At 58.2% G+C, this 25,282-nt stretch carries 25 protein-coding genes; 8 read left to right on the forward strand and 17 right to left on the reverse strand.

Features of this window, described 5'->3' with window-relative positions; all coding sequences use genetic code 11:
* Position 1 precedes the first annotated feature (1 nt).
* The 6 genes from QQG91_RS10030 to QQG91_RS10055 all read right to left on the reverse strand — a co-directional run bounded on the left by QQG91_RS10030 (position 2) and on the right by QQG91_RS10055 (position 5,453).
* Entirely contained in the window at positions 2-2,002 is a 2,001-nt protein-coding gene (locus QQG91_RS10030) for an acetyl-CoA carboxylase biotin carboxylase subunit (RefSeq protein WP_285770089.1), read from the reverse strand.
* 102 nt (positions 2,003-2,104) lie between these two features.
* A complete protein-coding gene (locus QQG91_RS10035) occupies positions 2,105-2,305 on the reverse strand; it encodes a hypothetical protein (protein WP_285770090.1) in 201 nt (66 codons plus the stop codon).
* A 325-nt stretch (positions 2,306-2,630) separates the two neighbouring features.
* On the reverse strand, positions 2,631-3,029 hold the full coding sequence (locus QQG91_RS10040; RefSeq protein ID WP_285770091.1) for a hypothetical protein: 399 nt from the start codon (positions 3,027-3,029) through the stop codon (positions 2,631-2,633).
* 66 nt (positions 3,030-3,095) lie between these two features.
* Entirely contained in the window at positions 3,096-3,242 is a 147-nt protein-coding gene (locus QQG91_RS10045) for a hypothetical protein (protein ID WP_285770092.1), read from the reverse strand.
* A gap of 211 nt (positions 3,243-3,453) precedes the next feature.
* Positions 3,454-3,837, reverse strand: coding sequence for a DUF6497 family protein (locus QQG91_RS10050; RefSeq protein ID WP_285770093.1), 384 nt, complete (start codon positions 3,835-3,837; stop codon positions 3,454-3,456).
* A gap of 83 nt (positions 3,838-3,920) precedes the next feature.
* Entirely contained in the window at positions 3,921-5,453 is a 1,533-nt protein-coding gene (locus QQG91_RS10055; RefSeq protein ID WP_285770094.1) for an acyl-CoA carboxylase subunit beta, read from the reverse strand.
* Between the two features lie 203 nt (positions 5,454-5,656).
* Here QQG91_RS10055 and QQG91_RS10060 point away from each other — a divergent pair, with 203 nt between their 5' ends.
* The 3 genes from QQG91_RS10060 (at position 5,657) to QQG91_RS10070 (ending at position 8,808) form a co-directional block, all read left to right on the forward strand.
* Complete coding sequence (locus QQG91_RS10060) at positions 5,657-6,877, forward strand: multidrug effflux MFS transporter (RefSeq protein ID WP_285770095.1); 1,221 nt, start codon at positions 5,657-5,659, stop codon at positions 6,875-6,877.
* Positions 6,878-6,941: 64 nt separating this feature from the next.
* The gene (locus tag QQG91_RS10065; RefSeq protein WP_285770096.1) at positions 6,942-8,339 is read left to right on the forward strand and encodes a helix-turn-helix domain-containing protein; all 1,398 of its coding nucleotides are present in this window, start codon (positions 6,942-6,944) and stop codon (positions 8,337-8,339) included.
* On the forward strand, positions 8,329-8,808 hold the full coding sequence (locus tag QQG91_RS10070; RefSeq protein ID WP_285770097.1) for an SRPBCC family protein: 480 nt from the start codon (positions 8,329-8,331) through the stop codon (positions 8,806-8,808). Before QQG91_RS10065 ends, QQG91_RS10070 begins: the two co-directional genes overlap by 11 nt.
* Here the strand turns inward: QQG91_RS10070 and QQG91_RS10075 are convergent.
* The 4 genes from QQG91_RS10075 to betI all read right to left on the reverse strand — a co-directional run bounded on the left by QQG91_RS10075 (position 8,805) and on the right by betI (position 12,967).
* Entirely contained in the window at positions 8,805-9,050 is a 246-nt protein-coding gene (locus QQG91_RS10075) for an HP1242/YdcH family protein (protein ID WP_285770098.1), read from the reverse strand. The genes QQG91_RS10070 and QQG91_RS10075 overlap by 4 nt on opposite strands.
* Positions 9,051-9,125: 75 nt before the next feature.
* Positions 9,126-10,784 carry a choline dehydrogenase gene (gene betA / locus QQG91_RS10080; protein ID WP_285770099.1) on the reverse strand — a complete coding sequence of 553 codons (1,659 nt, stop codon included), beginning with the start codon at positions 10,782-10,784 and terminating at the stop codon, positions 9,126-9,128.
* A 93-nt stretch (positions 10,785-10,877) separates the two neighbouring features.
* A complete protein-coding gene (gene betC / locus QQG91_RS10085; RefSeq protein ID WP_285770100.1) occupies positions 10,878-12,389 on the reverse strand; it encodes a choline-sulfatase in 1,512 nt (503 codons plus the stop codon).
* Positions 12,389-12,967, reverse strand: coding sequence for a choline-binding transcriptional repressor BetI (betI, locus tag QQG91_RS10090; protein ID WP_285770101.1), 579 nt, complete (start codon positions 12,965-12,967; stop codon positions 12,389-12,391). The genes betC and betI overlap by 1 nt, the downstream gene beginning before the upstream one ends.
* 90 nt (positions 12,968-13,057) lie before the next feature.
* On the opposite strand from betI, the gene choX reads away from it, so the two are divergent.
* The 3 genes from choX to choV all read left to right on the forward strand — a co-directional run bounded on the left by choX (position 13,058) and on the right by choV (position 15,909).
* Positions 13,058-13,972, forward strand: a complete 915-nt coding sequence (gene choX / locus QQG91_RS10095; RefSeq protein WP_285770102.1) for a choline ABC transporter substrate-binding protein — start codon at positions 13,058-13,060, stop codon at positions 13,970-13,972.
* A gap of 96 nt (positions 13,973-14,068) precedes the next feature.
* Complete coding sequence (gene choW / locus QQG91_RS10100; RefSeq protein ID WP_285770103.1) at positions 14,069-14,902, forward strand: choline ABC transporter permease subunit; 834 nt, start codon at positions 14,069-14,071, stop codon at positions 14,900-14,902.
* Positions 14,899-15,909: a choline ABC transporter ATP-binding protein gene (gene choV / locus QQG91_RS10105; protein ID WP_285770104.1), complete on the forward strand. Its 1,011-nt coding sequence runs from the start codon at positions 14,899-14,901 to the stop codon at positions 15,907-15,909. Before choW ends, choV begins: the two co-directional genes overlap by 4 nt.
* On the opposite strand, the gene QQG91_RS10110 is transcribed toward choV, so the two are convergent.
* The 3 genes from QQG91_RS10110 to QQG91_RS10120 are packed head-to-tail and all read right to left on the reverse strand — an operon-like array spanning position 15,906 to position 18,248.
* Complete coding sequence (locus QQG91_RS10110) at positions 15,906-16,799, reverse strand: DMT family transporter (protein ID WP_285770105.1); 894 nt, start codon at positions 16,797-16,799, stop codon at positions 15,906-15,908. The two genes, choV and QQG91_RS10110, sit on opposite strands and share 4 nt — an antisense overlap.
* A gap of 42 nt (positions 16,800-16,841) precedes the next feature.
* Positions 16,842-17,438, reverse strand: a complete 597-nt coding sequence (locus QQG91_RS10115; RefSeq protein ID WP_285770106.1) for a LysE/ArgO family amino acid transporter — start codon at positions 17,436-17,438, stop codon at positions 16,842-16,844.
* Positions 17,439-17,498: 60 nt separating this feature from the next.
* Positions 17,499-18,248, reverse strand: a complete 750-nt coding sequence (locus QQG91_RS10120) for a YebC/PmpR family DNA-binding transcriptional regulator (protein ID WP_285770107.1) — start codon at positions 18,246-18,248, stop codon at positions 17,499-17,501.
* Positions 18,249-18,376: 128 nt separating this feature from the next.
* On the opposite strand from QQG91_RS10120, the gene QQG91_RS10125 reads away from it, so the two are divergent.
* Both QQG91_RS10125 and QQG91_RS10130 read left to right on the forward strand, forming a co-directional pair.
* Positions 18,377-19,510 carry a hypothetical protein gene (locus QQG91_RS10125; protein WP_285770108.1) on the forward strand — a complete coding sequence of 378 codons (1,134 nt, stop codon included), beginning with the start codon at positions 18,377-18,379 and terminating at the stop codon, positions 19,508-19,510.
* Positions 19,507-20,634 (forward strand): tetratricopeptide repeat protein, encoded by a 1,128-nt coding sequence (locus tag QQG91_RS10130; protein ID WP_285770109.1) that lies wholly within the window; start codon positions 19,507-19,509, stop codon positions 20,632-20,634. Before QQG91_RS10125 ends, QQG91_RS10130 begins: the two co-directional genes overlap by 4 nt.
* On the opposite strand, the gene QQG91_RS10135 is transcribed toward QQG91_RS10130, so the two are convergent.
* The 4 genes from QQG91_RS10135 to mgtE form a co-directional block, all read right to left on the reverse strand.
* Complete coding sequence (locus tag QQG91_RS10135; RefSeq protein ID WP_285770110.1) at positions 20,606-22,387, reverse strand: SLC13 family permease; 1,782 nt, start codon at positions 22,385-22,387, stop codon at positions 20,606-20,608. The genes QQG91_RS10130 and QQG91_RS10135 overlap by 29 nt on opposite strands.
* 62 nt (positions 22,388-22,449) lie before the next feature.
* Positions 22,450-23,268, reverse strand: a complete 819-nt coding sequence (locus tag QQG91_RS10140; RefSeq protein WP_285770111.1) for a TIGR00282 family metallophosphoesterase — start codon at positions 23,266-23,268, stop codon at positions 22,450-22,452.
* A 54-nt stretch (positions 23,269-23,322) separates the two neighbouring features.
* Positions 23,323-23,883, reverse strand: a complete 561-nt coding sequence (locus QQG91_RS10145; protein WP_285770112.1) for a 5-formyltetrahydrofolate cyclo-ligase — start codon at positions 23,881-23,883, stop codon at positions 23,323-23,325.
* Complete coding sequence (mgtE, locus tag QQG91_RS10150; protein WP_285770113.1) at positions 23,880-25,253, reverse strand: magnesium transporter; 1,374 nt, start codon at positions 25,251-25,253, stop codon at positions 23,880-23,882. Before mgtE ends, QQG91_RS10145 begins: the two co-directional genes overlap by 4 nt.
* Positions 25,254-25,282: the final 29 nt, after the last annotated feature.

Consider the following 25,282-nt stretch of genomic DNA (forward strand, 5'->3'; position numbering starts at 1 on the left):
TTTATTCGAACTCCATGATCACTTCGTCCACAGCGAGGCTATCGCCCGGTGCGGCGTTGATCTTGGCCACGATCCCTTTGCGTTCGGCGCGCAGGATGTTTTCCATCTTCATGGCTTCGACAGTGCAGAGCGCCTGTCCTTCCTGAACTTCATCACCTTCGGCAACCATCACTTTGACGATCAGGCCGGGCATCGGGCAGAGCAGTAGCTTGGAGGTATCGGGCGGAAGCTTTTCGGGCATCAGCTTGGCAAGCTCGGCCTGACGCGGTGTGCGGACAGTCACCTTGAGATCGGCACCGCGGAAACGGATGCGGAACCCGTGGCTGATCTTGCCGACCTTGAGCACAAGAGCCGCCCCATCGACCTTCATATTGGCCAGACTATCACCGGGGGTCCAAGCACCCTCGACACGATAGGTCTTACCGTCGATCAAGACATCCGAGCCTTCGCGGTCTGCGTTGATCTTGGCCTCGAAGCTCTCGCCCTGAAGCGTGACCACCCAATCTTCGCCGACGTGACGCTCGTGGTTGTCCATACGGCCCGAAATACGCGCACGGCGGATTTCGGCGACACGGTTCATCGCAGCAGCAGCGGCGGCAACGCGGACAAGCTGGTCCTTGGGCAGCGTCACCCCTTCGAAGCCTTCGGGGTATTCTTCGGCGATGAACGCAGTGGTCATATTGCCCGAGGTAAAGCGCTCGTGATCCATCACAGCAGCGACGAAGGGCAAGTTGTGACCGATGCCTTCGACCTCGAAGGTATCAAGCGCGACGCGCATTTCCTCGATCGCTTGCGCACGGGTCGGTGCCCAGGTGCAAAGCTTGGCGATCATCGGATCGTAATACATCGAAATCTCGCCGCCTTCGTAAACGCCGGTATCATTGCGCACGATGCCGCCCGTTTCGGTCGTGCCCTCTGCAGGCGGCCGATAACGGGTCAGGCGACCGATCGAGGGAAGGAAGTTGCGATAGGGATCTTCGGCATAAAGACGGTTCTCGATGGCCCAGCCGTTGATCTTGAGATCTTCTTGCTTGATCGTCAGCGGCTCGCCATTGGCGACGCGGAGCATCTGCTCGACAAGATCGATCCCCGTGATGAGTTCCGTGACAGGGTGTTCCACCTGAAGACGGGTGTTCATTTCGAGGAAGTAGAAGTTGCGGTCGCCATCGACGATGAATTCCACGGTGCCCGCCGAGGCATAGCCGACCGCCTTGGCCAAAGCGACAGACTGCTCGCCCATCGCTTTGCGGGTGGCTTCGTCAAGGAAGGGCGACGGGGCCTCTTCCACGACCTTTTGGTTGCGGCGCTGGATCGAGCATTCACGCTCGTGCAGGTAAACGCAGTTCCCGTGCTTGTCGGCCAGCACCTGAATTTCGATGTGACGGGGCTGGGTGACGAATTTTTCGATAAAGATACGGTCATCGCCAAAGGAGTTGGCCGCTTCGTTTTTCGAGGACTCGAAGCCTTCGCGCGCTTCGACATCGTTCCAAGCAATGCGCATGCCCTTGCCGCCACCGCCTGCCGAAGCCTTGATCATCACGGGATAGCCGATCTGGTTCGAGATTTTCACGGCCTCATCCGCGTCAGCGATAAGTCCCATATAGCCGGGAACCGTATTGACCCCCGCTTCCTGCGCGATCTTTTTCGAGGTGATCTTGTCGCCCATGGCTTCGATCGCCTTGACGGGCGGGCCGACGAACTCGACACCCGCTTTTTCAAGCGCTTCGGCAAACTTGGGGTTCTCGGACAAGAAGCCATAGCCGGGGTGAACGGCTTCGGCGCCGGTCTTCTTGATCGCCTCCATCACCTTGTCGATGACGATATAGGACTGGTTCGCAGGGGGCGGGCCGATGTGCACGGCCTCGTCCGCCATCTGCACATGGAGCGCATTGCGGTCGGCGTCCGAATAAATGGCGACGGTTTGGATACCCATCTTGCGGGCGGTCTTGATGACGCGGCAAGCAATCTCGCCCCGATTGGCGATCAGGATCTTCTTGAACATGTGCAGGGGTCCTTTGAATGCAAAACCGCCGCAAAGGACAGACGTCCCTTACGGCGGTTCAGGTGATTTCGAGTGACGTCCGCGCGGGACGTCAGAGTGTGATTAGCATGCGCCGACGTTGTCGCAGAAGACGCCAGCACCCGCGCCGATGGCAGCGCCGGTGACGCCGTCATTGCCGGTGAGGTTAGCAACGGTTGCGCCGATGGCTGCACCGACGACGCCACGTTCGACGTCGTTCGAAGGCATGCAAGCGCCAAGCGCGATGAGTGCCGTTGCTGCGATGATCCAAGTAGATTTGAGCATGAAACCAATTCCTTAAAGAGCTCGATACTCTTCCTAGAATCCATCGAATTCTGTTCAAACTCAACTTCTATTTGAAGGTAGCCGCCAAACCGAGTGGATTTCCGCCCACTGTGGCACCCAAGACTCGGCCTGATCCTTTTGGAACCAGACCGAGTTGGGGAAGGGTAACGGTTTTGGAACTGTGCGTGCGCCAAAGAGCTGGCTTTGACGAGCACATCACCACCGTTGCATAGCGTTTCGCTTGGGAAAACAGGCATGATCACGGCACACCCTGCATGGGCCGATTTCTGCTTAAACAGCTTTATGCCAAGCGAAATCCCGCGCATCAGTCCCAGTCGTCCTCGTAGTCGTCATCCTCTTCAAACAGGAACTCGCCGCCCTCTTTGAAGACGTCAGGAAAGCTCACTTTCGCTTTCTCGACGTTGATTTTCAGAAGGGCGTCATAATCCTGAGGATCGAAATTCGGCTCGGCAGGCACGACCTCGCGGCCGAAAAGCCAGCTGAGGCGGCCTGCGTCGAGATTACCGCGCACGAAAGGCTCTTCGCCGAAATGGTGCCAAAGGGCGGCCATGAATCCTTCGTCCGCGCGACGGTCGGCGATCTTGCGATCCTTGAACCGTTCACGGGCAAAGATTTTGGTCGCACCGTTCTTGTTGGCGCGCCGCACGACGAATTGGAAATCAGAGCTCGGAAGGCGACCCGGGAAACCACGGTGCTTGTACATCACGCTGCCTCCCCGAACAGAGACAGCGGAGCGCGAGCAGACGCAAGCGCCTGCTCGCGGCTGATCTTACTTGTATTTGCCGGTGTAGGTCGGCTCGACAGAAAGCGCGGGCTGTTCGACGACAACAGACGAGGTGTCGACGTTGCGATCCGCACAAGCTGCGACAACGACAAGGAAGGCGAGCGCGGTGAGCGCTTTGAAACTCTTTGACATGGACTACTCCTGAAACTGCCTGGGTTGGCCCCTGAACTTATGGTGTTCAAGTGACCGGTTTGGGGTGTCGAAGCCGGGCGGCCAGACAAGAAAACCATAGCAGATTCGGATGTTTTTGGACATATCGGCGCGATCAGTCGCGGGCCTTGTGTCTTGTTTGCATCAAACGCAGTCATGGGCGTGAGGGTCCTCGCAAGATATTGTGGGTTCATCAAAACTGCTCCCACATGCAGCGAGCACCTTCAATCGTAAAGGCGTCAAAATATTGCGTTGCGTCGGGTGAAATCTCACCAAACGGCAAAATCCGGTCGGAAATCGAGATCACGACCTGCTCGGGGAGACGCTGCTCCTCGGCGAGTCGCGGCAACGCGTAGCGTTCGCACAACTCATGAAGATCGGGTTCGATATCCTCGAAAGACAGTCCTTGACTTGCGATCCCCTCGTTTAGAAACCGAAAGCGCGAGACCATCGGGGCGTCCTCGTGGATCACCTCGATCAGCTCGACCGTATGCCCCGAGGTGAGCGAAACGTCGGACGCCCCCACCCCGCCGGCAACAGCCGTGCATCCGATTGCTATGATCAAGGCTGCGCGCATGCGCTTTCGCTCCTTTGGTGAATTCAGGGCGGAAGCTCCCCGCAGGTGCCTCCGCCGACCGCGTCCTTGGCCTCCTCCAGACCTTAGAGCGGAATATTGTCGTGCTTCTTCCAGGGATTCTGGAGCTGCTTGCCACGAAGACTTGCAAAGGCGCGGCAGACGCGGCGACGGGTCGAACGCGGCTGGATCACCTCGTCGATAAAGCCCTTCTCGGCAGCGACGAACGGGTTTGCAAAGCGATCCTCATAGTCCTTGGTCCGCGCTGCGATCTTGTCCTTGTCGCCCAGTTCCGAGCGATACAGGATCTCGGTCGCGCCCTTCGCGCCCATCACAGCGATCTCGGCAGTCGGCCAAGCATAGTTGAAGTCGCCGCGCAGGTGCTTGGAGGCCATAACGTCATAGGCACCGCCATAGGCTTTGCGGGTGATCACGGTCACTTTTGGAACGGTTGCTTCACCATAGGCAAAGAGCAATTTCGCGCCGTGCTTGATCACACCGCCGTATTCCTGCGAGGTGCCCGGAAGGAAGCCGGGAACGTCGACAAGCGTCAGGATCGGAATTTCGAAAGCATCGCAGAAGCGCACGAAGCGAGCAGCCTTGCGCGACGAGTCGATATCGAGACAGCCCGCAAGAACCATCGGCTGGTTCGCAACAACTCCAACGGTCGAGCCTTCGAGGCGGATAAAGCCCGTCAGGATGTTCTTGGCATAATCCGCCTGAATTTCATAGAAATCGCCTTCATCCGCAAGTTTGTGGATAAGCTCTTTCATGTCGTAAGGCGTGTTGGGGTTGTCGGGGATGAGAGTATCAAGGCTATCCTCGACACGGGCCACATCGTCAAAGAACGGACGAACGGGCGGCTTTTGACGATTGTTGAGCGGAAGGAAGTCAACAAGGCGGCGCACTTCGGCCAGCGCCTCGACGTCGTTCTCGAACGCGCCATCGGCAACCGAGGATTTCTTGGTGTGGGTCGAAGCCCCGCCCAGCTCTTCTGCCGTTACAACTTCGTTGGTTACGGTTTTGACCACATCGGGACCCGTCACGAACATATAAGAGCTGTCCTTCACCATGAAGATGAAGTCGGTCATTGCAGGCGAATACACCGCACCGCCCGCACAGGGCCCCATGATCACGGAAATCTGCGGAACCACGCCCGAAGCCATGATGTTGCGCTGGAAAACCTCGGCATAGCCTGCAAGCGAAGCAACGCCTTCCTGAATACGAGCACCGCCCGAGTCGTTCAGCCCGATCACCGGCGCGCCGTTCTGCATCGCCATATCCATGATCTTGCAAATCTTTTGAGCGTGGGTCTCGGAGAGCGATCCACCGAAAACCGTGAAATCCTGCGAGAAGACATAGACCATACGGCCGTTGATCGTGCCCCAGCCCGTTACGACCCCGTCACCCGCAGGGCGGCTTTCCTGCATACCGAAATCGGTGCAGCGATGGGCGACGAACATGTCGAACTCTTCGAAAGAGCCTTCATCAAGCAACAGCTCGATGCGTTCGCGGGCCGTCAGCTTGCCCTTGGCGTGTTGTGCGTCGATCCGCTTTTGACCCCCGCCAAGACGGGCTGTCTGGCGACGATCTTCGAGTTCCTGCAGGATATCTTTCATCACGGTCCCCTTAAGGTCTTTGAGCGAACCATATGCGCAACAATCTTTCGCTGCTACAGAAATTGGGCAAATTTGCAAAGTATTGGATTAGCTAAACTTTGCAAACGCAAACTTGCAAATTTTGGCCGAACGGGTTGCATCTGACTGCTGTCGGCCACATGGTCTTGCCGATTGGCCCGACAGTTCGCGGGCGAGAGACCCCAATGACACAAATGATCAAAGCTCGGCTGCTCGATCGCTCGACGCCTCCCCATATCATGACGCTTGTTCTTCTGGCCGGCATATCGGCCATGAGCAATGCCATTTTCCTGCCCTCGCTCAATGGGATGACTGCCTATTTCAACACGACCTACAGCATCATGCAGTGGTCGGTCTCCGGCTATTTCGCAGGCACGGCGGTGCTTCAGCTCTTTTTCGGACCGCTTTCCGACCGCTTTGGCCGCCGTCCGATATTGCTGATCACGATTGCGCTTTTCACTGTGGCAAGCGTTGGCGCAGCGCTCGCAACAACGGTCGAGGTTTTCCTCTTTTGCCGCATCGCCCAAGCCGCGATTGCCTCGTGCATGGCGCTGTCCCGAGCGGTGGTGCGCGACGTCTATCCGACCTCCCAAGCCGCTTCGATGATCGGTTACGTCACAATGGGCATGTCAATCGTGCCGATGATCGGCCCGATGCTTGGCGGCGCGCTGGATCAGGCTTTCGGCTGGCAGGCAAGTTTCTGGATGCTGGCGGCCACGGGCCTGATTGTTTGGCTTCTGACCTATTTCGATCTCCCCGAAACCTATAGGGGCGGGAATTCCAAGTTCATCGAACAGGTGAAAACCTATCCCGAACTGTTCCGCTCGCCTCGATTCTGGGGATATGTCGCCTGCACGAGCTTTACGGCGGGTGGTTTCTATTCACTCCTCGGCGCAGCCTCTTATGTCTCGAGCGTGGTCTTTCACCTTTCGGCAGCGCAAACGGGGATTGCCATCGGTGCCCCCGCACTCGGCTACGCCTATGGCAACTATCTCTCGGGCAAATATGCCGTGCGCTATGGCATCGACAAACTCACTTTGCTGGGCTGCATCGTGACCTTTTCCTGCATGGCCACATCGTTCGGGCTGAGCGTTTTGAACGCCAACAACGTCTATATCTTCTTCGGCCTCTGCGCGATCATGGGGGTCGGCAACGGGCTGACCATGCCCAATGCCACAACAGGGGCACTCTCGGTGCGCCCCCACCTTGCAGGAACCGCGGCAGGCCTGAGCTCCTTCTTTTTACTCGGCGGCGCTGCGCTTCTCTCGGGATTGGCGGGGTCGATCCTGAATCCCGAATGGCGCGAACTGCCCGTAAGCTTGATCATGGTGATTTGCAGCATTCTGGCCCTCGCCTCGATCCTTTTGGTCGCACGCCGCAACAGGTTCCTCGGAGAGACGCTCTAAGACAACTTGCGACAAGACTTTGCAAAGCATAGTTTGCAGGAAAGTCTTTCTGCAAAGGTAAGTCATGGCCGTTCAAAAACTCTATGCAGGCGTCAAACTCCGCGAACTGCGCGGCCGTCTCGGGCTCACCCAGAAATCCTTTGCCGATAAGCTTGGGGTTTCGCTGCCCTATCTGAACCAGATGGAGAACAACAACAGGCCCGTTTCGACCACGGTTGTTCTCTCGCTTGCGCAAGAATTCGGCTTCGACGTCACCGAACTCCAATCGGGGGACGAAGCCCGTCTTGTCGGGGATATGCGCGAAGCCCTTGCCGATCCCGTTTTTACGGGACCGGCCCCTTCGATCGCCGATCTACGCCTTGCGGCCTCGAATGCGCCCGCACTGGCCCGCGCGCTCCTTGATCTGCATTCCGCCTATCGCCAAACCCACGAAAGGCTCGCTTCGCTTGACGAAGCCTTGGGGCGCGAGGATGCGCGGCTTCAACCGAGCCCTTGGGAAGAGGTGCGCGATTTCTTCCATTACTGCGACAACTATATCGACGCCGTTGATCGTGCTGCCGAGACCTTTGCAAATCAGGCGCCATCGGGGGATGTGCGCCTAGCAGCGCTCCGTCTTTTGGAAGGACGGGGCATAAACGTCAGCTTCGAGGACGTCCCCACCACGCGCCACTATGACGCCGAGACGCGCAAACTCGTCATCTCGCGCAGATCGAACCAAGCGACCCAGACGTTCCAACTCCTATTGCAGATGGCACTGATCACCAAAGAGGATCTGATCGACGCGACACTCGATTTCGCCCGCTTTCAGTCGCCAGAAGCCCGATCCATCGCCAAAGTCGGGATGGCCAATTATTTTGCAGGCGCGGCGCTCCTGCCCTATGCGAAATTCCTGAGCGCGGCGCAGGAAACGCGCCACGATCTGGAACGACTGGCCGACCGTTTCGGCGCTTCGCTCGAACAGGTTGCGCACCGTCTGTCCACATTGCAAAGACCGGGAGCCAAGGGAATTCCGTTTTTCTTTGTGCGCGTCGACCCTGCGGGAACGATCACCAAAAGGCACTCTGCAACGACTTTGCAATTCGCACGATACGGCGGGGCCTGTCCGCTCTGGAATGTGCACCGCGCGTTCGAAAGTCCGAACCGCTGGCTGCGCCAGCTTGCGGAAACCCCTGATGGCATTCGATATTTCTGCCTTGCGCGCGATGTCACGAAATCAGGCGGTGCCTTCGACGCCCCCACACGCCGCTTTGCGATCGGCCTCGGATGTGAAGTGCGCCACGCCCCCGCCTTGGTCTATGCCGACCATATGGATATCGACACGCCTCAGGCTTTCGAGCCGATCGGGATTTCCTGTCGGATTTGTGACCGTAAAAACTGTCATCAACGTGCCGTTCCACCATTGGAAAGACGACTTAGAGTTGATCCGAACCATCGTGGAGTCCTGCCGTATAATGTCGACTGATCCTCACAGCGAAATCACCATAACTTTTAATGGCGTCCACCTCATCAATGCCGATCGGATGGTTGTTTGGCATGCCTTGCAAGACCCCGCCGCACTCCGACGGTGTCTTCCGGGGTGCGATGACATTTCGGGATCGCCCGAAACCGGTTACGAAGCACGCCTTACCCAGAGGTTCGGCCCGATGACCGTGAGCTTTGCGGGGCAGGCCAAAATCGAAGAAGTCACCAAGCATTCGGTTTATGCCATCCGCAGCACCGGATACGGCGGCCTTGCTGGGTATGCCCAGAGCATCGCGAATATCACCCTCACCGATGTGGAAGGCGGCACCGAGCTGAGCTATCGCGGCCGCACCCTGCTCGGAGGGTTCCAATCGAGTGAAACCGTGCCCCACGCAAAAGATCTGGCCCGCAATTTCGCGGACCAGTTCTTTGAAGCCCTGCAAAACACAATCGAGATGCAAACGGCCTAGGCCGCGAGCCGCGCAAGCAGTTGCGCAATCTCGTCCTTGAGAACAAGGCGCTCTTTGCGCAGGTTCAGCATCTCGATGTCGTCGAGCGGTTTGACATTGGTTTCGGCCAAATGGACAAGGTGGTTGGCCTCTTCGTATTTGGCCGCAACCACGGCAAAATGGGGATCATTCTGCTTGAGCTCGCGAATTTGTGCGGCTTGCTCGGGAAACTCTTCTGCGAGTTGGTGGGGAACATGGGTCATCGGGGTCTTCCTTCCTCGTTTGAGTCGAGATCAGATTACCCCCAAGACGGTCTCCCCAAATTGACCCTAATCAAATCAGCGCTGCTCAGTGCGCCAATTCGGATTGATCCACGGCTCGTCGTTCGACGGGGCAAGCGGCGTGCGGCCCAGAATATGATCGGACGCCTTTTCGCCCGTCATAATCGAAGGTGCATTAAGGTTTCCGTTGGTGATCCTCGGGAAAATCGAGCTGTCCGCAACTCGGAGCCCCGTCACCCCGATCACGCGGCATTCGGGATCGACGACCGCCATCGGATCGCTGGCATCCCCCATCTTGCAGGTGCCGCAGGGATGATAGGCGCTCTCGACGTGCTGGCGGGTAAAATCATCAAGCTCGTCGTCGGTTTGGCAATCGGCTCCGGGCTGGATTTCTTTGCCGGCATAGGGGCGGAACGCCTCTTGAGCAAAAATCTCGCGCGTGAGGCGGATGCATGTCCGAAAATCGGCCCAATCCTTTTCATGCGCCATGTAATTGAACTGGATCTTGGGCGAAGCTTTGGGGTCCGAAGATCGCAGTGTCACGCTCCCGCGTGAGGGCGAGCGCATCGGCCCGACATGGGCTTGGAAGCCGTGTCCTTCTGCTGCGGTTTTGCCGTCATAGCGCACCGCAATCGGCAAGAAGTGATACTGGATATCGGGATACTCGACCCCCGCTGCCGATCTGATAAAGGCCGCGCTTTCGAATTGATTGGACGCGCCGATCCCCTTTTTCGTCAAGAGCCACTGCGCGCCGATCAGCCCCTTCATAAAGATGTTCCAGTATTTATAGAGGCTTACGGGCTGGGTCGCCGCCATCTGGATATACATCTCGAGGTGATCTTGAAGGTTTTGCCCAACCCCTGCGCGGTCGGCGACAACGTCGATCCCATGCGCCGCAAGATGCGCGGCCGGACCGATACCCGAAAGCATCAGAAGTTTGGGCGAATTGATCGACGATGCGGCGATGATGACTTCGGCATTGGCGCGGATCAGCTCGGCGCCGTTGCCGCGATCGATCCAAACGCCGCGCGCGCGTCCCTCTTGGATCTCGACGCGTTCCGCAAAGCCACGCACCAGATCACAGTTCGCACGCTGAAGGGCGGGTTTGAGATACGCGTTGGCCGCAGACCAGCGCACACCGTTGTGGATGGTCGCATCAAAGGGACCAAAGCCTTCTTGCTGCGCGCCGTTATAGTCGCCCGTCACGGGATAACCCGCCTGCCGCCCCGCTTCGACAAAGGCGCGGGTGAGCGGATTGGTGCGCGGACCACGCGAGATATGAAGCGGACCGTTCGTGCCGCGCCACGCGGGATCGCCGCCGTGGCCGCCGCTCGTCCAATTCTCCATCCGTTTGTAATAGGGAAGCACGTCGGCATAGCTCCAGCCATGGGCGCCGCTTTCGGCCCAATGGTCAAAGTCCTTTGCATGGCCGCGCACATAGATCATGCCGTTGATCGAAGACGACCCGCCGATGACCTTGCCCCTCGGGGTGGCCATGATACGCCCGCCGAGATGGGGCTCGGGCTCGGAATGGAAGCCCCAGTCATAAAGGCTCATGTTCATCGGATAGGACAAAGCCGCAGGCATCTGGATAAACGGACCCGCATCGGTGCCCCCGTGCTCGATCACGATCACCGATTTTCCCGCCTCGGAAAGACGATAGGCCATGGCGCAACCCGCGCTGCCCGCGCCGATAATGACATAATCTGCCTGCATCAGAAGGCCCCCCTCTGAACCAAGGGACGGATCTTCAAGTTTGCAAAACGCATAAGTCTCTCCAAATCATGGCGGAACAAAGGTCCGCCAAGGTCATTCTCCACGGGGGAAGCGTTGATTTTCCTCGACCACATTCAAGTCCATGTGGTTTCGCATGTATCGGTTGGTGGCATCGTGATGCGGCTGGAAATCCCAAGGCTCGTATTTGCCCGCGCGCAGCGCATCATAGGCCACCCAGCGGCGCGCTTGGCTTTGCCGCACTTCAAGATCAAAGCGCACCATATCCCACTGTGCGTCCGACTTGCCTTTCAAATCGGCCAAGACCTCGGCATAGGCGGGGTCATCGGCAAGATTGGTCAGCTCATGGGGATCGGCCGCGAGATCGAAAAGCTGATCGGGATCGAGGCTGCAGCGGTTATATTTGAAGCGACCCTCTACGATGGAAACCATCGGCGCATAGGAGCCTTCGGCAGCGTATTCCATAAAGACAGGCTCGGTGCGCTCTTGCCCTTGCCCCAGAGGCACAAGGCTATGGCCATCGGTCCAAGGGGCGACGCTTTCCATATCGACCCCCGCCAGATCGCAAAGCGTGGGCGTCACATCGATTGCAGAGACGGGCGCAGTAACCTTCCCGGGGGTCATATTCGGCGCCGAGATCATCAGCGGGACCCGCGCAGAGCCTTCGTAAAAGGACATCTTGAACCACATTCCGCGCTCGCCCAGCATGTCGCCATGATCAGACAGGAAGACGATGACGGCCTCTTGTCTGGTGCGTTCGAGCACATCGAGAATTTCACCGACCTTGTCGTCGATGTAGCTGATATTCGCAAAGTAGGCGCGGCGGGACTTGCGCACATCCTCGTCGGTGATGTCGAAGTTCCTGTAGTCCGTGCTGTCCATCAGACGCTTGGAATGGGTGTCCTGATCGTCATAGGGGATCGGTGCGATTTGCGGCTCGAGATGGGCGCAATCCTTGTAGAGATCCCAGTATTTCTTGCGTGCGACATAGGGGTCGTGCGGATGCGTGAAACTGACCGTCAAACACCACGGACGGGCATCATGGCCGCGTGCAAGATCATAGAGCTTGCGGCAGGCGTTATAGGCCACCTCGTCATCGTATTCGAGCTGGTTGGTAATCTCGGCGACCCCTGCTCCCGTGACCGATCCCATGTTGTGATACCACCAGTCGATCCGCTCTCCGGGTTTGCGATAGTCGGGGGTCCAGCCGAAATCGGCGGGATATATGTCTGTGGTCAGACGCTCTTCAAAACCGTGGAGCTGGTCGGGGCCGACAAAGTGCATCTTGCCCGAGAGACAGGTTTGATAGCCCGCGCGGCGCAGGTGGTGCGCATAGGTCGGGATCGAAGAGGCAAACTCCGCCGCGTTGTCATACACCTTGGTGTTCGACGGCAACTGCCCCGCCATGAAAGCCGCCCGCGCAGGCGCACAGAGCGGTGAAGCGCAATAGGCGTTTTCAAACCGCGTCGAGCGCTCGGCAAGCTTTTTGAGATTGGGCGTATGGAGCCACTCGGCAGGACCATCGGGGAAAAACGTTCCCGCCAACTGATCCACCATAATCACGAGGATATTCGGAGATTTGCTCATCATCGGGTTCCAAGTTCGAGTTCAATCGCGGTCAAGACCTGTCTCACCGCATCTTTTCCTGAAGGCGGTGTCGCACCGAGCACCTGCCTGATGTAGATACCATCGATCAGCCCACCGATCCTGTCGGCCACTTCGGGCGCGCGTTGGCCGACGAGCGGTCGCAGCGCATGGACAAGGTTCGAGTGGAGCCGCCCCTTGTAAACCAGAAGCAGACGGTTCGCATCATGCGAGCGCTGGGCGAGCACATAGAAATTCAGCCATGTCGCAATCACGTCCTTGCGGAAATTGGTCGAACTGAAGCCCGCGCAAACAATCGCCTTGAGCCGCTCTTTGGGAGTATCCGCCATCGCCAGAGCGCCGCGCACTTCGGCACCGTAAACCGTCAAGACATGTCGCATCGCGGCGAGAAAAATCTGTTCCTTGCCGCCAAAGTAATGATGGGCGAGAGCGGAAGACATCCCTGCTTTCTTGGCAATCTGGCTAACGGTGACGTCCATGGTTCCTGTGCGGCCGATCTCTGCGATCGTCGCTTTCAATAGCGCATCGCGCCGTATAGGCTCCATTCCAACCTTAGGCATTCGCCTCACCAAATTTGCTTGCCAAGTAAGGGTAGATGTATTTTTATTGACTCGTCAATCAACAAAAAACCGACCAACAAGGAGCCTAAAATGAAACTCAAGACAACGCTTTCGGCGCTTGCGATCTGTGCAGCGGTGCCGGCATTCGCCGACTGTAATACCGTGACTTTCTCGGATGTTGGTTGGACCGACATCACCACGACCACCTCGGCCACCAAGCACGTTCTCGAAGCGCTCGGCTATGATGTCGACGTGAAAATCCTCTCAGTTCCGGTGACCTTTGCGTCGCTCGAATCCGATGACGTCGACGTCTTCCTCGGCAACTGGATGCCCGCTCAGGCCGGCGCGATCGGCCCCTACCTCGAGTCCGGCGAGATCGAAACCGTGGCGACCAACCTCGTCGGCACCAAATACACGCTCGCCGTTCCGACCTATACCTATGAAAAAGGTCTCCAGTCCTATGCCGACATCATCAACTTCAAGGACAGCCTTGAAGGCAAGATCTACGGCATCGAACCCGGCAACGAGGGCAACGGCTATCTCGTCTCGCTCGCCGAAAAAGAAGGCACGGGCCTGACCGGCTTCGAGATCGTCGAATCCTCGGAGCAGGGTATGCTTGCACAAGTCGAGCGCGCTTACGGCAAGGGCGAAGATGTAGTCTTCCTCGGCTGGGAACCGCACCCGATGAACGCCAACTTCTCACTCAAGTATCTTCCGGGCGGCGAAGACTTCTTCGGCGGTGAAGGCACCGTGCATACCGTCACCCGCAAAGGCTATTCGGAAGAGTGCCCGAACCTCGGCAAGCTCTTCTCGAACGTGACCTATAGCCTCGAGATGGAAAACTCGATCATGGGCCAGATCCTTGACCAAGGCGCAGATCCCGACGAGGCAACCATGGAATGGCTCAAGGGCAACAAAGATGCCGTTATGGCTTGGGTTGACGGTGTGACCACCGCCGACGGTGGCGATGCCGCCGCTGCAGTGTCGGGCGCATTCGGCTACTAATCCACTCCACAAAGGGCCTCGCCATGCGGGGCCCTTTTCCTATCCAATCGGCGAAGGCGAAAACGCCTCGCACGCTGCACCAAGATGGAGAGACTGATGGAGTGGCTCACCGAGGAAAAGATACCGGTCGGCAAGCTGGCAAAAGCCGCTTTTGATTGGCTCAAAGACAATTTCGAATGGTTCTTCGAGAGCCTCTCAACTGCGATGGAGACCCTGATCGACGGTATCTTGTGGCTGCTCATCACGCCGCATCCCCTTGTAATCATTGCGCTCTTCGTTGCACTGACTTGGGTGATCCAGCGCAACTGGAAAACGTGTCTCCTTGTCCTGATCGGCTTCGTCTTCATCCTCAATCAGGATTATTGGAAAGAGACGATGCAGAGCCTTACTCTGGTGCTCTCGGCCTGCGTGGTCTGTATGGGCGTGGGGGTTCCTGTCGGTATCGCCTCGGCACACCGCCCGAGGCTCTATCGTTCGCTCGTGCCTGTGCTTGACCTGATGCAGACCCTTCCGACCTTTGTTTACCTCATTCCGGCGATTGTGTTCTTTGGCATCGGCATGGTGCCCGGCTTGATCGCAACGGTGATCTTTGTGCTTCCCGCTCCGATCCGCCTTACCCACTTGGGCATTTCCTCGACGCCTGTTTCGCTTCTTGAAGCCGCGCGTGCCTTCGGCGCGACCAAGCGACAGGTCTTGTGGAAAGTGGAGCTTCCCTCCGCCCTCCCCCAGATCATGGCGGGGCTGAACCAGACGATCATGCTTTCGCTGTCCATGGTCGTGATCGCCGCACTCGTCGGCGCAAACGGGCTTGGCGTTCCGGTGATGCGCGCCTTGGGCCAAGTGAACACCGCACTGGGATTTGAATCGGGTTTTGTCATCGTCGTCGTGGCGATCATTCTCGACCGTATGCTGAGGATGGACCGCAAATGAGCGCTGTAATTTTCGACAACGTTTCGATCGTCTTCGGGGACAATCCCGACGTCGCCCTGCCGCTCATGGATCAGGGTCAGGATCGCGCAGAAATCCAGAAAAGCACCAAGCAGGTGCTCGGCGTGCACAACTGCTCGCTCGAAGTGGCGCAAGGCGAAATTCTCGTCCTGATGGGGCTTTCGGGGTCGGGTAAATCGACGCTTTTGCGCGCAGTGAACGGGCTCAATCCCGTCGTGCGCGGATCGGTCAAAGTGAATGACGGCAAGACCCACGTCGATGTGACGAACGCCGACGCAGCAACCCTGCGCCGTATTCGTCTCAGCCATGTTTCGATGGTCTTTCAGCAGTTCGGGCTTTTGCCGTGGCGCTCGGTGCGCGAAAACGTCGGCCTTGGTCTCGAACTTGCGGGGCAGAGCAAGACCGAACGCAATGCCAAGGTAGAGGAGCAGCTCACGCTTGTCGGTCTCTCGGATTGGTCCGACCGCAAGGTAGGCGAACTTTCGGGCGGCATGCAGCAACGCGTCGGGCTTGCCCGCGCCTTTGCGACCGATGCGCCGATTCTTCTTATGGACGAGCCTTTCTCTGCGCTCGATCCGCTCATCCGCTCGCGCCTTCAGGATGAACTTCTCGACCTTCAGGCCAAGCTCAGGCGCACGATTATCTTTGTCAGCCACGACTTGGACGAGGCCTTCAAGATCGGCAATCGCATTGCCATCATGGAAGGCGGCCGCATTATCCAATGCGGCACTCCGCGCGAGATCATCACAAATCCTGCAAACGACTATGTCGAGGATTTCGTCGCCCATATGAACCCGCTCGGCGTTCTGACCGCACGCGATGTCATGATGGAAGGAACACCAGGCACCGCGCAAAAGGTGGGTGCCGAAACGCCTGTCCAAGAGGTCATCGCCCTTATGGCCGAAGCCGAAGAACTGGGCGTCACCGACGACGGACAAACCATCGGTGTGATCAATCGCCAGAGCCTTATGACACGGCTTGCCCGCTAGTGTTTCGCCTCGTTCGGCGCGGGAGTGATCCGCTTTCGCGCCTGCGCTTCACGCCACGTGATAAAGCTGATCGACGCAATGATGATCCCGCCACCCAAGAGGACGAAACCATCGGCGGGCTCACCAAAGAACATCGCGCCGATACTCGCCGACCACACCAATTGGAGGAACGTCACGGGCTGCGTCACGCTCAGCGGCGCGGCTGCGAATGCGCGCGTCATGGTATAGTGCCCGATGGTCGCAAAGAATGCGACACCCAAGAGCATGGCAAGCTCGTAAGGCGTAGGCGTCACCCAGACCACAAAAGCAAAAGGCGCCATCCCGACGGTGACGGAAAGCGACAGCATGGTGACGACCATCGTTGCCGACATCTCGCTCGAAAGCTGTTTTGCGATCAGATAGCCGATGGCAAAGCCGAGCGCGGTGCAAAGCATCGCCAGATGTCCAAGGTCGATCTCGCGCGCTCCGGGTCTTAGGACAATCAACGCTCCGATCAGAGCGACACCAATTGCGATGATCCGCCGTTTGGCAAGCTTTTCGCCCAAAAAGAGCGCAGCGCCGACCGTCACAAGCACAGGATTGAGGTAATTGAGCGCCGTCACCTCTGCCATGGGAATATGCGCCATCGCATAGAACCACGTGATAACGGCGAGCGTATGCACGAAACCGCGCACCGAAACGAGCTTCCATTGTCGTGCAGTGATCTGCATCCGAAGCAAGGTCGGAATGGCGGGGACGATGAAAACAAGCCCCAAGGCATAGCGCAGAAACGCGGCCTCTGCGGCAGGCAGGCGTGGCCCGACAATCTTGACAAGGACATTCACCGCGACAAAGGCAAGTCCTGTCACGATCATCCAGAGTATGCCGAAAAGGGGACGCTGTTCCGTCATGGCGCGAGATGAACCGATTTGAGGCGCGGCCACAAGAGCGGATCAGCCCAACGCCAGTTTGAACGCAATGCTCCACATGACCAGCCCGACCAGAACATCAAGCACACGCCATGCGACAGGTTTGGCAAAAACGGGCGCCAAGAGGCGGGCGCCATAACCCAAAGTAAAGAAAAAGAGGAAGGACCCCGTCATTCCCCCCAAAGCGAATTCCCATCGCGCCGCGCCGAACTGTGCCGCAATCGACCCCAAGAGGACGACGGTATCAAGATAGACATGCGGGTTCAGCCATGTCAGCGCAACGACCGTCAACACGATCTTGGAAAGCTTGGTTTCTGCTGCGCCCTCTGCCTCGAGCGCCGCGCCACCCTTCAAAGCTGCCCAAAACGCGCGCGCGCCATAGGCCAGAAGAAAGGCTACGCCGCCCCAGCGCATCAACGGCAAGATCCAAGGCGCGACACCCGAAATCGCGCCCAAGCCGCCCACACCCAGAGCAATGAGGACTGCATCCGAAAGCGCACAGATGAAGCAGACGACGAAAACATGCTCGCGCCGGATGCCCTGTCGCAAAACAAAGGCATTCTGCGCACCGATCGCCATGATCAAAGCAAGACCCGTCTGCAAACCCGTCAGGAACGGCATGGCTTTCCCCCAAAAGAAAACCGCCCCCGAAGAGGCGGCTTTGCAACTTTGACCGATGTCTTAGCCGTTGGCCAGAGCTTCCATCACCTCGTCGGAGGCGGTGAAGTTCGACGTCACGCGCTGGACGTCATCGTCGTCCTCGAGCACTTCAAGAAGACGCATGAGTTTCTGCGCATTCTCGAGATCGAGCTCGGTCGAGATATTCGGCTTCCAGATCAGCTTGGTCGACTCGGATTCGCCAAGCGCGGCATCGAGCGCATTCGAAACTTCGGCAAGGTCCGTATCGGCGCAATAGATCACGTGGACGTCGTCATCGCTTTCGACATCCTCGGCGCCCGCTTCGATCGCGGCCATCATGACGGTGTCGGCATCGCCCACAGAGGCAGGATAGATGATCTCGCCCTTGCGATCGAACATAAAGCCGACCGAGCCCGTTTCACCAAGGTTGCCGCCGTTCTTGCTAAAGGTCGAGCGGACGTTCGATGCCGTGCGGTTGCGGTTGTCGGTCATCGCTTCGACGATGATCGCAACACCGTTCGGGCCATAGCCTTCGTAGCGGATTTCGTCATAGCTCTCGGCGTCGCCGCCTTGGGACTTTTTGATCGCGCGGTCGATCACGTCCTTGGGGACCGAGTTCGAACGGGCTTCTTTTACGGCAAGACGCAGACGCGGGTTCTTGTCAGGATCAGGATCGCCCATTTTGGCCGCCACGGTGATTTCCTTGGCAAGCTTGGAAAACAGTTTCGAGCGCGCAGCGTCCTGACGACCTTTACGGTGCTGGATGTTTGCCCATTTTGAGTGGCCGGCCATGGTGTGCCTCCAATATTAATTGACCTGATAGACAAGATTTCGGGCCTCTATATGTCATGCCCCATGCCCGCCGCAAGACGTATGCGACAGTGCTTTACCATTGAGTGGGTTTGCATCATGCTAAATCCATGGATGATCAAATTCTCAAGAATACACTCAATCAGATTCTGTCCCGCAACAGGATCGAACTGAGCCCTGAGGAACGCGCCTTTTTGCTGACGGCGACAAATCATCCGACAGCGCTCAAACTTCTTGCCGGAGACGCCTTCAATCGCGGCTCGAGCAAGGACGCGGTCTATTTCGCGACCAAGGCCTATCAAAGCTTTCCGAATGCAGAAACCGAAGAGAACCTGATCTCTTGTCTGGTTCAAGCCAAGCAGGTCAAAGCAGCAATCGATCTGTGCAGCAAGAGCAGCACGAAACTGGGCGCGATGCGGCAAGCCTCTCTTTTGTCGGAACTTTTCGCGCGATCAGGGAGCCTTGAGCAAAGCAAAATCTGGGGCCTCAAGGCGCTCGGGCTCAAGGATAAAGCCGCGGGCACCCTTGATAAGCTCCCGCCCGTAAAGCTCCATACTTTCAATTCGGCAACGCCCGCGCGGAACGTGATTTCCTTTTCGCTGTTCGGAAGCAATCCGAAATACGCCCAAGGCGCGCTTCGCAACGCGATGATCGCCCGCCATCTCTATCCCGATTGGACGACCCGCTTTTACGTCGACGACAGCATTTCCCCCCAGATCACCAAGGCACTTGGCCGCGAAGGCGCACAGCTTCGCCGTGTCGGGGGACTTCCTGCGGACCGCTTCGGGACCTTCTGGCGGTTTCTGGTCGAGGATGATCCCGAGGTCGATTTCTACATCGTGCGCGATTGCGACTCGATCCTGAACATCAAAGAACGGGCTGCGGTCGATCAATGGCTCTCGAGCAAGAAACCCTTTCACCTCATGCGCGACGGCCCTTCCCAATCGGAACTCGTTCTTGCGGGCATGTGGGGCGCGCACCGTGGCAACATCGGCAAGATGACCAACCGCGTCATCGCCTTTGATAAAACCGTCGCATCCTTGCGCAACAGCCGTATCCTCGACCAACAATTCCTGCGCGAGGTTGTTTGGCCCATTATGAGAGGGCGGGTCTGTGTCCACGACAGCATTTTCGGCTATGGCAAGACGCATGAATTCGATCCAGCGTTCTCTTTGGAACGCGGAACCCACATCGGCGATGACATGACGGGCCCGCTTTCTGCAGGAGCGAGGGCGCAAGGATGAACCTAGAGCTAGAGCGCACCATCTCGGCCATCATCGCGCGTCAGAAAATCACCCTGTCCGAAGCCGAAATTTCGATCCTGACCGGCGAAGCGTCGGACGAACGGGCCGCAAAACTTCTTGCCGCGCATTACTTCAACACGGGCCAGTTCGATCTTGCCATCGAAGCGGCGACACGGGCCTATGACATCAACGGCACGGCCGAGAATGAAAGCAACCTCGTCTCGGCTCTCTTGCGTGCAAGGCACATCGACAAGGCGATTGCCATGGTGTCCTCCAAAGACACCCAGCTTGATCCGATGCGGCAAGCCAGCCTGATGAACGAGCTTCTGGCGCGCACGACCGACACCGAACACTGTCGTCATTGGGGGCTCAAGGCACTCAAGCTCAAGGACGCCGGAACAAAAGAAGCCAAACAGCCGGTGATGCCGACCCTGCACCGCTTCAATATCGACACGCCAAATCGCCATGTGATTTCGTTTTCTCTCTGGGGCTCGGCAGAGCGGTATCTTCGAGGTGCCCTCGAGAATGCCATCGCAACCCGCTATATCTACCCGGGTTGGACAGCGCGGTTCTATGTCGACAGCTCGGTGCCCGCTCAGGTCGTCACATTGCTGCGCCAAGAAGGTGCAGAAGTCACAACCGCTCCCGACATGCCCGCAGCAGAGTTCGGCCTCTTCTGGCGCTTCCTTGTCGAAGATGACGAAAGTGTCGCGCTCTATCTCTGCCGCGATGCGGACTCGGTCATCAACGTCAAGGAAAGAGCGGCGGTCGCCGACTGGCTCTCGTCAGGCAAGGCGTTTCACGTGATGCGCGACCATCGCACCCATTCGGAGTTGGTCCTTGCAGGGATGTGGGGCGCCCATCGTGGCAATATCGGCAAGATGTCGCAACGCATCAAAGACTATCGCAAAGCCCGTTCGAAATTGCTCAACAGCAGGATCGAGGACCAGCTTTTTCTGCGTGACGAGATTTGGCCCCTGATGACGGACCGCGTGTGCGTGCAGGACAGCTTCTTCGGCTACAAGGAAACGCACAAGTTCCGCCCCGGCATGGGGCTCGGTCCGAACCGCCATATCGGGCAGAATATGGCCGCCGTTACAGCGGCCAAATCCACGGGATCGTAACCGAACAGATCACCGCAAGCGAAAGGTTGAGCGGAAGCCCGACCTTGATGAAATCGGTGAACTTGTATCCGCCCGGGCCATAGACCAGCGTGTTCGTCTGATACCCGATGGGCGTCGAAAAACTCGCCGATGCTGCAAACATCACGGCGACCACAAGAGGACGCGGGTCAACCCCGATGGCTTGGGCAAGACCGATGGCAAGGGGCGTCATCACAACCCCGACCGCGTTGTTGGACACTAGCTCGGTCAAAACCATCGACAGGAAGTAAACCGCAAAGACAACCAAGTAAGGCGGAAGTCCGATAAAATGCGGCGCAAGCGCATTGCCGATCAGTTCAACCGCCCCCGAACTCTCCAAGGCGGCTCCAATGGCCAACATGGCAAAGATCAGGGCAAGAAGCTGTCCCTCGATATGTTCAAAGGCTTCATCAGCGTCGATGCAGCGCGTGAAGAGCACCACCGCCACCGCGATCACCGACAACAAGAGGATCGGAGCAACGTCAAAAGCGGCAAGCAAAACGATCCCGAGCATCGCTCCGACCGCGATCGGGGCCTTGTTGCGGCGATAGGCACGCGCCGAAGGCTTGGAGACATCGCCCAGCGCCATATCCGAAGCCAGACGCTGGATATCCTCAGGTGCGCCTTCGAGCAAAAGCGTATCACCGACCCGCACTACAAGATCGTCGATCTGTCGTCCGATATTCTTGTCCCGACGATGCACGGCAAGAGGATAGACACCGTAACGACGGCGCAACCGCATATCCCCGAGCCGTCTGGCCACCATTTTGGAACCGGGCGTAATCAGCACTTCGACCGTGGTCGTTTCGACGGCCGACACCTGATCGACGCGCCTAAGGCTCTTGTTGCGCTGAAGAGAGAGAAGCTCGGTCATCTGGGTGCGAAGAACCACGCGGTCCCCCACCTGAAGCGTCACGGAAGACAAATCACGGCGGAGCGAGGCATCCCCGCGGATCACGTCGATCAGACGCACGCCTTCGCGCTTGAAGAGTTGGACCCCCGAAACCTCGCGGCCGATCAGGTTTGACTCCGGCGGGATCACCGCCTCGGTGAAGAACCGCATCTTGGAACGATCCGAAAGGAGCGTCGCCATACTGTCCCGTTCAGGAAGCAGTTTTCGTCCGATGGTCGCAAGGTAAAGGCCCGTCACCAAAGTGACGATGATCCCGAGCGGCATGATCTCGAAGATGGAAAAGGCTTCGAGCCCTGCTTTGCGCGCCACACCATCGACCAAAAGGTTGGTCGATGTGCCGATCAAAGTCAGCGTGCCACCGACGATCGCCCCATAGGACAGCGGGATCAGGAGTTTGGACGCAGTGGTGCCCATCGTCCGCGCAAGCTGCACGAATACGGGGAGCAAGATCACAACCACCGGCGTATTGTTCACAAAAGCCGAAGCGACCACGACGAACGCCATCAACCCGACAAGTGCCGTTTTGGGCTTGGTGCGGGCATAGGTTTCAGCCGTAGAGGTCATGAGACCCAGAACCCCGGTGCGCACAATCGCGCCCATCACGATGAACATCGCCGCAATCGTCCAGGGTGCAGGGTTGGCAAGCGAGTCAATCGCAAGATCATAGGGCAGAAGACCAAGAGCAAGCATGACGGCCACGCCGCCGATGGCGACCACCTCGGTCGGATAGGTTTCTTTAAGAAATAACAGGAACATGCCAACAACAATGGCAAGCGTCAGGAGAGCCTGCCCATTCTGCGACAGGTTGAGAAATTCAATCATGGTATCCCCGAAAACGTCTTGGCGTATTGTCGCCGTTCACCAGCGCCAGCGCAAGTCCGCTGTTAAACGGTGGGCCCCGATTGCTGGAGCCGACCGCCTTGGCGCACCATCTCGACGCGGGTCGCTTTGCCTGTGCGGTCGTCTGTCTCGATATAAAGCCCCGAGAGCGTTGCCTCCCCCGCTGCGGGCTCGAAACGTGCTTTGGGCATCCCTGTGACAAAGCGGCGAAGTGGCTCGTCCTTCACCATCCCGATCACCGAATTATAATCCCCGCACATCCCCGCATCCGAGAGATAGGCCGTCCCTCCGGGAAGGATCATCGCGTCCCCCGTGGGCACATGGGTATGGGTGCCGACCACGACCGAGGCACGGCCATCGCAAAAATGTCCGACACCCATCTTTTCACTGGTCGCTTCGCAATGGATGTCGATCAGGCTCGCTTGCACCATGCCGCCCAAGGGAAATTGGCGCAACGTGGCGTCCAGCGCAGAGAACGGATCATCAAAGGGCCGCTTCATAAACACCTGCCCCAGAACTTGGGCCACAAGGACCTTTCGGCCGCCGCGAGCTTCGAAGACGCGCGCCCCTTTGCCTGGGGCGATCTTGGAGAAATTCAGTGGACGGATGATCCGAGGCTCTTTCTCGCAAAAGGTCATCATGTCCTTTTGGTCGAAAGCATGATCCCCGAGTGTAATGACATCGGCGCCCGCCTCGAGAATGAGCTTGGCATGTTCGCCCGAAAGGCCTGCGCCGCTCGTGGCGTTTTCACCGTTCACAACGACAAAGTCGAGGTTCCACTCCTTGCGCAGACGCGGAAGATGGGCGGAAATTGCAGAGCGCCCAGAGCGCCCCATGACGTCACCAAGAAAGAGTATTTTCATGGGCAACTGCTTAGGCCCGCAACGCCTCAAGGGCAAGCCGCAGATTGCCGCGCCTCAGCGCTTGATTTCGATGATCTCGGATTCGGTAACGATGTAATCAAGGGGTTGGTCGGTCTTTTCCAGAGGCAGATCGTCCATCTCCTGAGCGCCATAGGCAAAGCCGATCGCCATGGTCGCGCGGCGGGCGCGCAACATTTCCAAGGTGCGATCGTAAAACCCGCCGCCATAACCAAGCCTTCCGCCCGCGCGCGAAAAGGCGACAAGCGGCACGATCAGGATCTCGGGTTCGACCAGAACCTTTTGCGCGGGGATCATAGCTTTGAACGCGCCTTCCACCATCCCGCAATCCGGCTCCCACCGATGGAATTCAAGAGGTTGGCCAGCGCCGATGATCACGGGCACACCGACCACGCCGTGGGCGGCGGCTTCTTCCATGGCGGGCATCGGGTCGATTTCAGTGCGGATCGGCATATAGCCCGACAGCGGCACACCGCGATAACCGGCAAGGATCTCGGACAGATGGGCTGCGGTCCCGACACCGCTTTGATGGGCTTCTTTGCGTCGTGCAAAAGCAAGCTTGCGCGCTTCGGCTTTGCGTTCTTCGAGAGACATCATAACAGGATCACCGCCGAAAGCCCGAGAAAGGCGAAAAAGCCGACCACATCGGTCACAGTCGTCACAAAGGCCCCAGACGCCAATGCAGGATCGACCCCGAACTTTTCGAGGAGCACGGGAACACCTGTCCCCGCAAGTCCCGCGACAACGAGGTTGATCACCATTGCAATGGCGATCACCAATCCCAGCATCGGCTCTCCGAACCAGATAAACCCGACGATCCCCATGACCACGGCAAAGGCTATCCCGTTCACAAGCCCGACGAGGACCTCGCGGCGGATCACACGCCAGACGTTCGCATCGGTCAAGTCGCGCGTTGCGATCGAGCGCACGGCAACCGTGAGCGACTGGGTGCCCGCGTTGCCCCCCATCGACGCGACAATCGGCATAAGCACCGCCAGGGCGACAAGCCCGGCAATCGTCTCTTCAAAGAGCGCGATGACCATCGAGGCAATGACGGCCGTCACAAGGTTCACGGCAAGCCATGGAAACCGCTGGCGCGTGGTTTCGATGACCGAATCCGATAGGCTCCCCTCGCCCACACCTGCGAGACGGAGGATGTCTTCCTCGTGCTCTTCATCAAGAAGCGTCATCGCGTCGTCGATGGTGATCATCCCGACGAGCCTGTCGTCATCATCGACAACAGGCGCCGAAATCAGGTGATAGTGGTTGAAGGTATGCGCGACATCGGCGGCCGTATCTTCCACATGGAAGGTGCGGAAGCTGTCTTCCGTGATCTCGCGGAGTTTGGTGGAGCGCGGCGAGCTGAGCACCCGTCCAAGCGTCACATGCGCCACGGGCTTCATGCGCGGGTCCACCATCACCACGTGATAGAACTGATCGGGCAAATCGATGTCGGAGCGCAAATAATCGATGGTCTGGCCCACGTCCCAAAAGTCGGGAACACGCACCACCTCGACCTGCATGTGGCGGCCAGCTGATTCCTCGGGATAGGCGAGCGCCTTTTCGACAATCGAACGGTCGGTCGCATCAAGCGCGTCCAGAACCGCTTCTTGCTGGTCTTCGTCGAGATATTCGACAAGGTCGACCACATCGTCCGACTCGAGCTCGTGCACCGCTTCCGCGAGTTCCGCAGGTGTCAGCGACTCGATGATCTCTTCACGGATCCCTTCGTCGAGTTCCGAGAGGATCTCGCCGTCCATCCCGCCCTTCCAGACGACAAGGAGATCCTTGCGGTCCCGCGCGTCGATCTGTTCGAAAAGGTGCGCAACGTCGGCAGGGTGCAGTGGGTCGAGAAGCTCGTCGACCTGTGCCGCATCTTCTGCGGCAACGGCCTCGAGAACGTCCTCGATGAGACGGTCCGTAACGCCGAAGGCTTCTTCTTCGATTTCCTGCAGGTCTTCGGACATAGCACCCCCGAGTCGTCTTGTTGTGCAAC

It is taken from the genome of Marivivens sp. LCG002, assembly GCF_030264275.1.
GTDB lineage: Bacteria > Pseudomonadota > Alphaproteobacteria > Rhodobacterales > Rhodobacteraceae > Marivivens.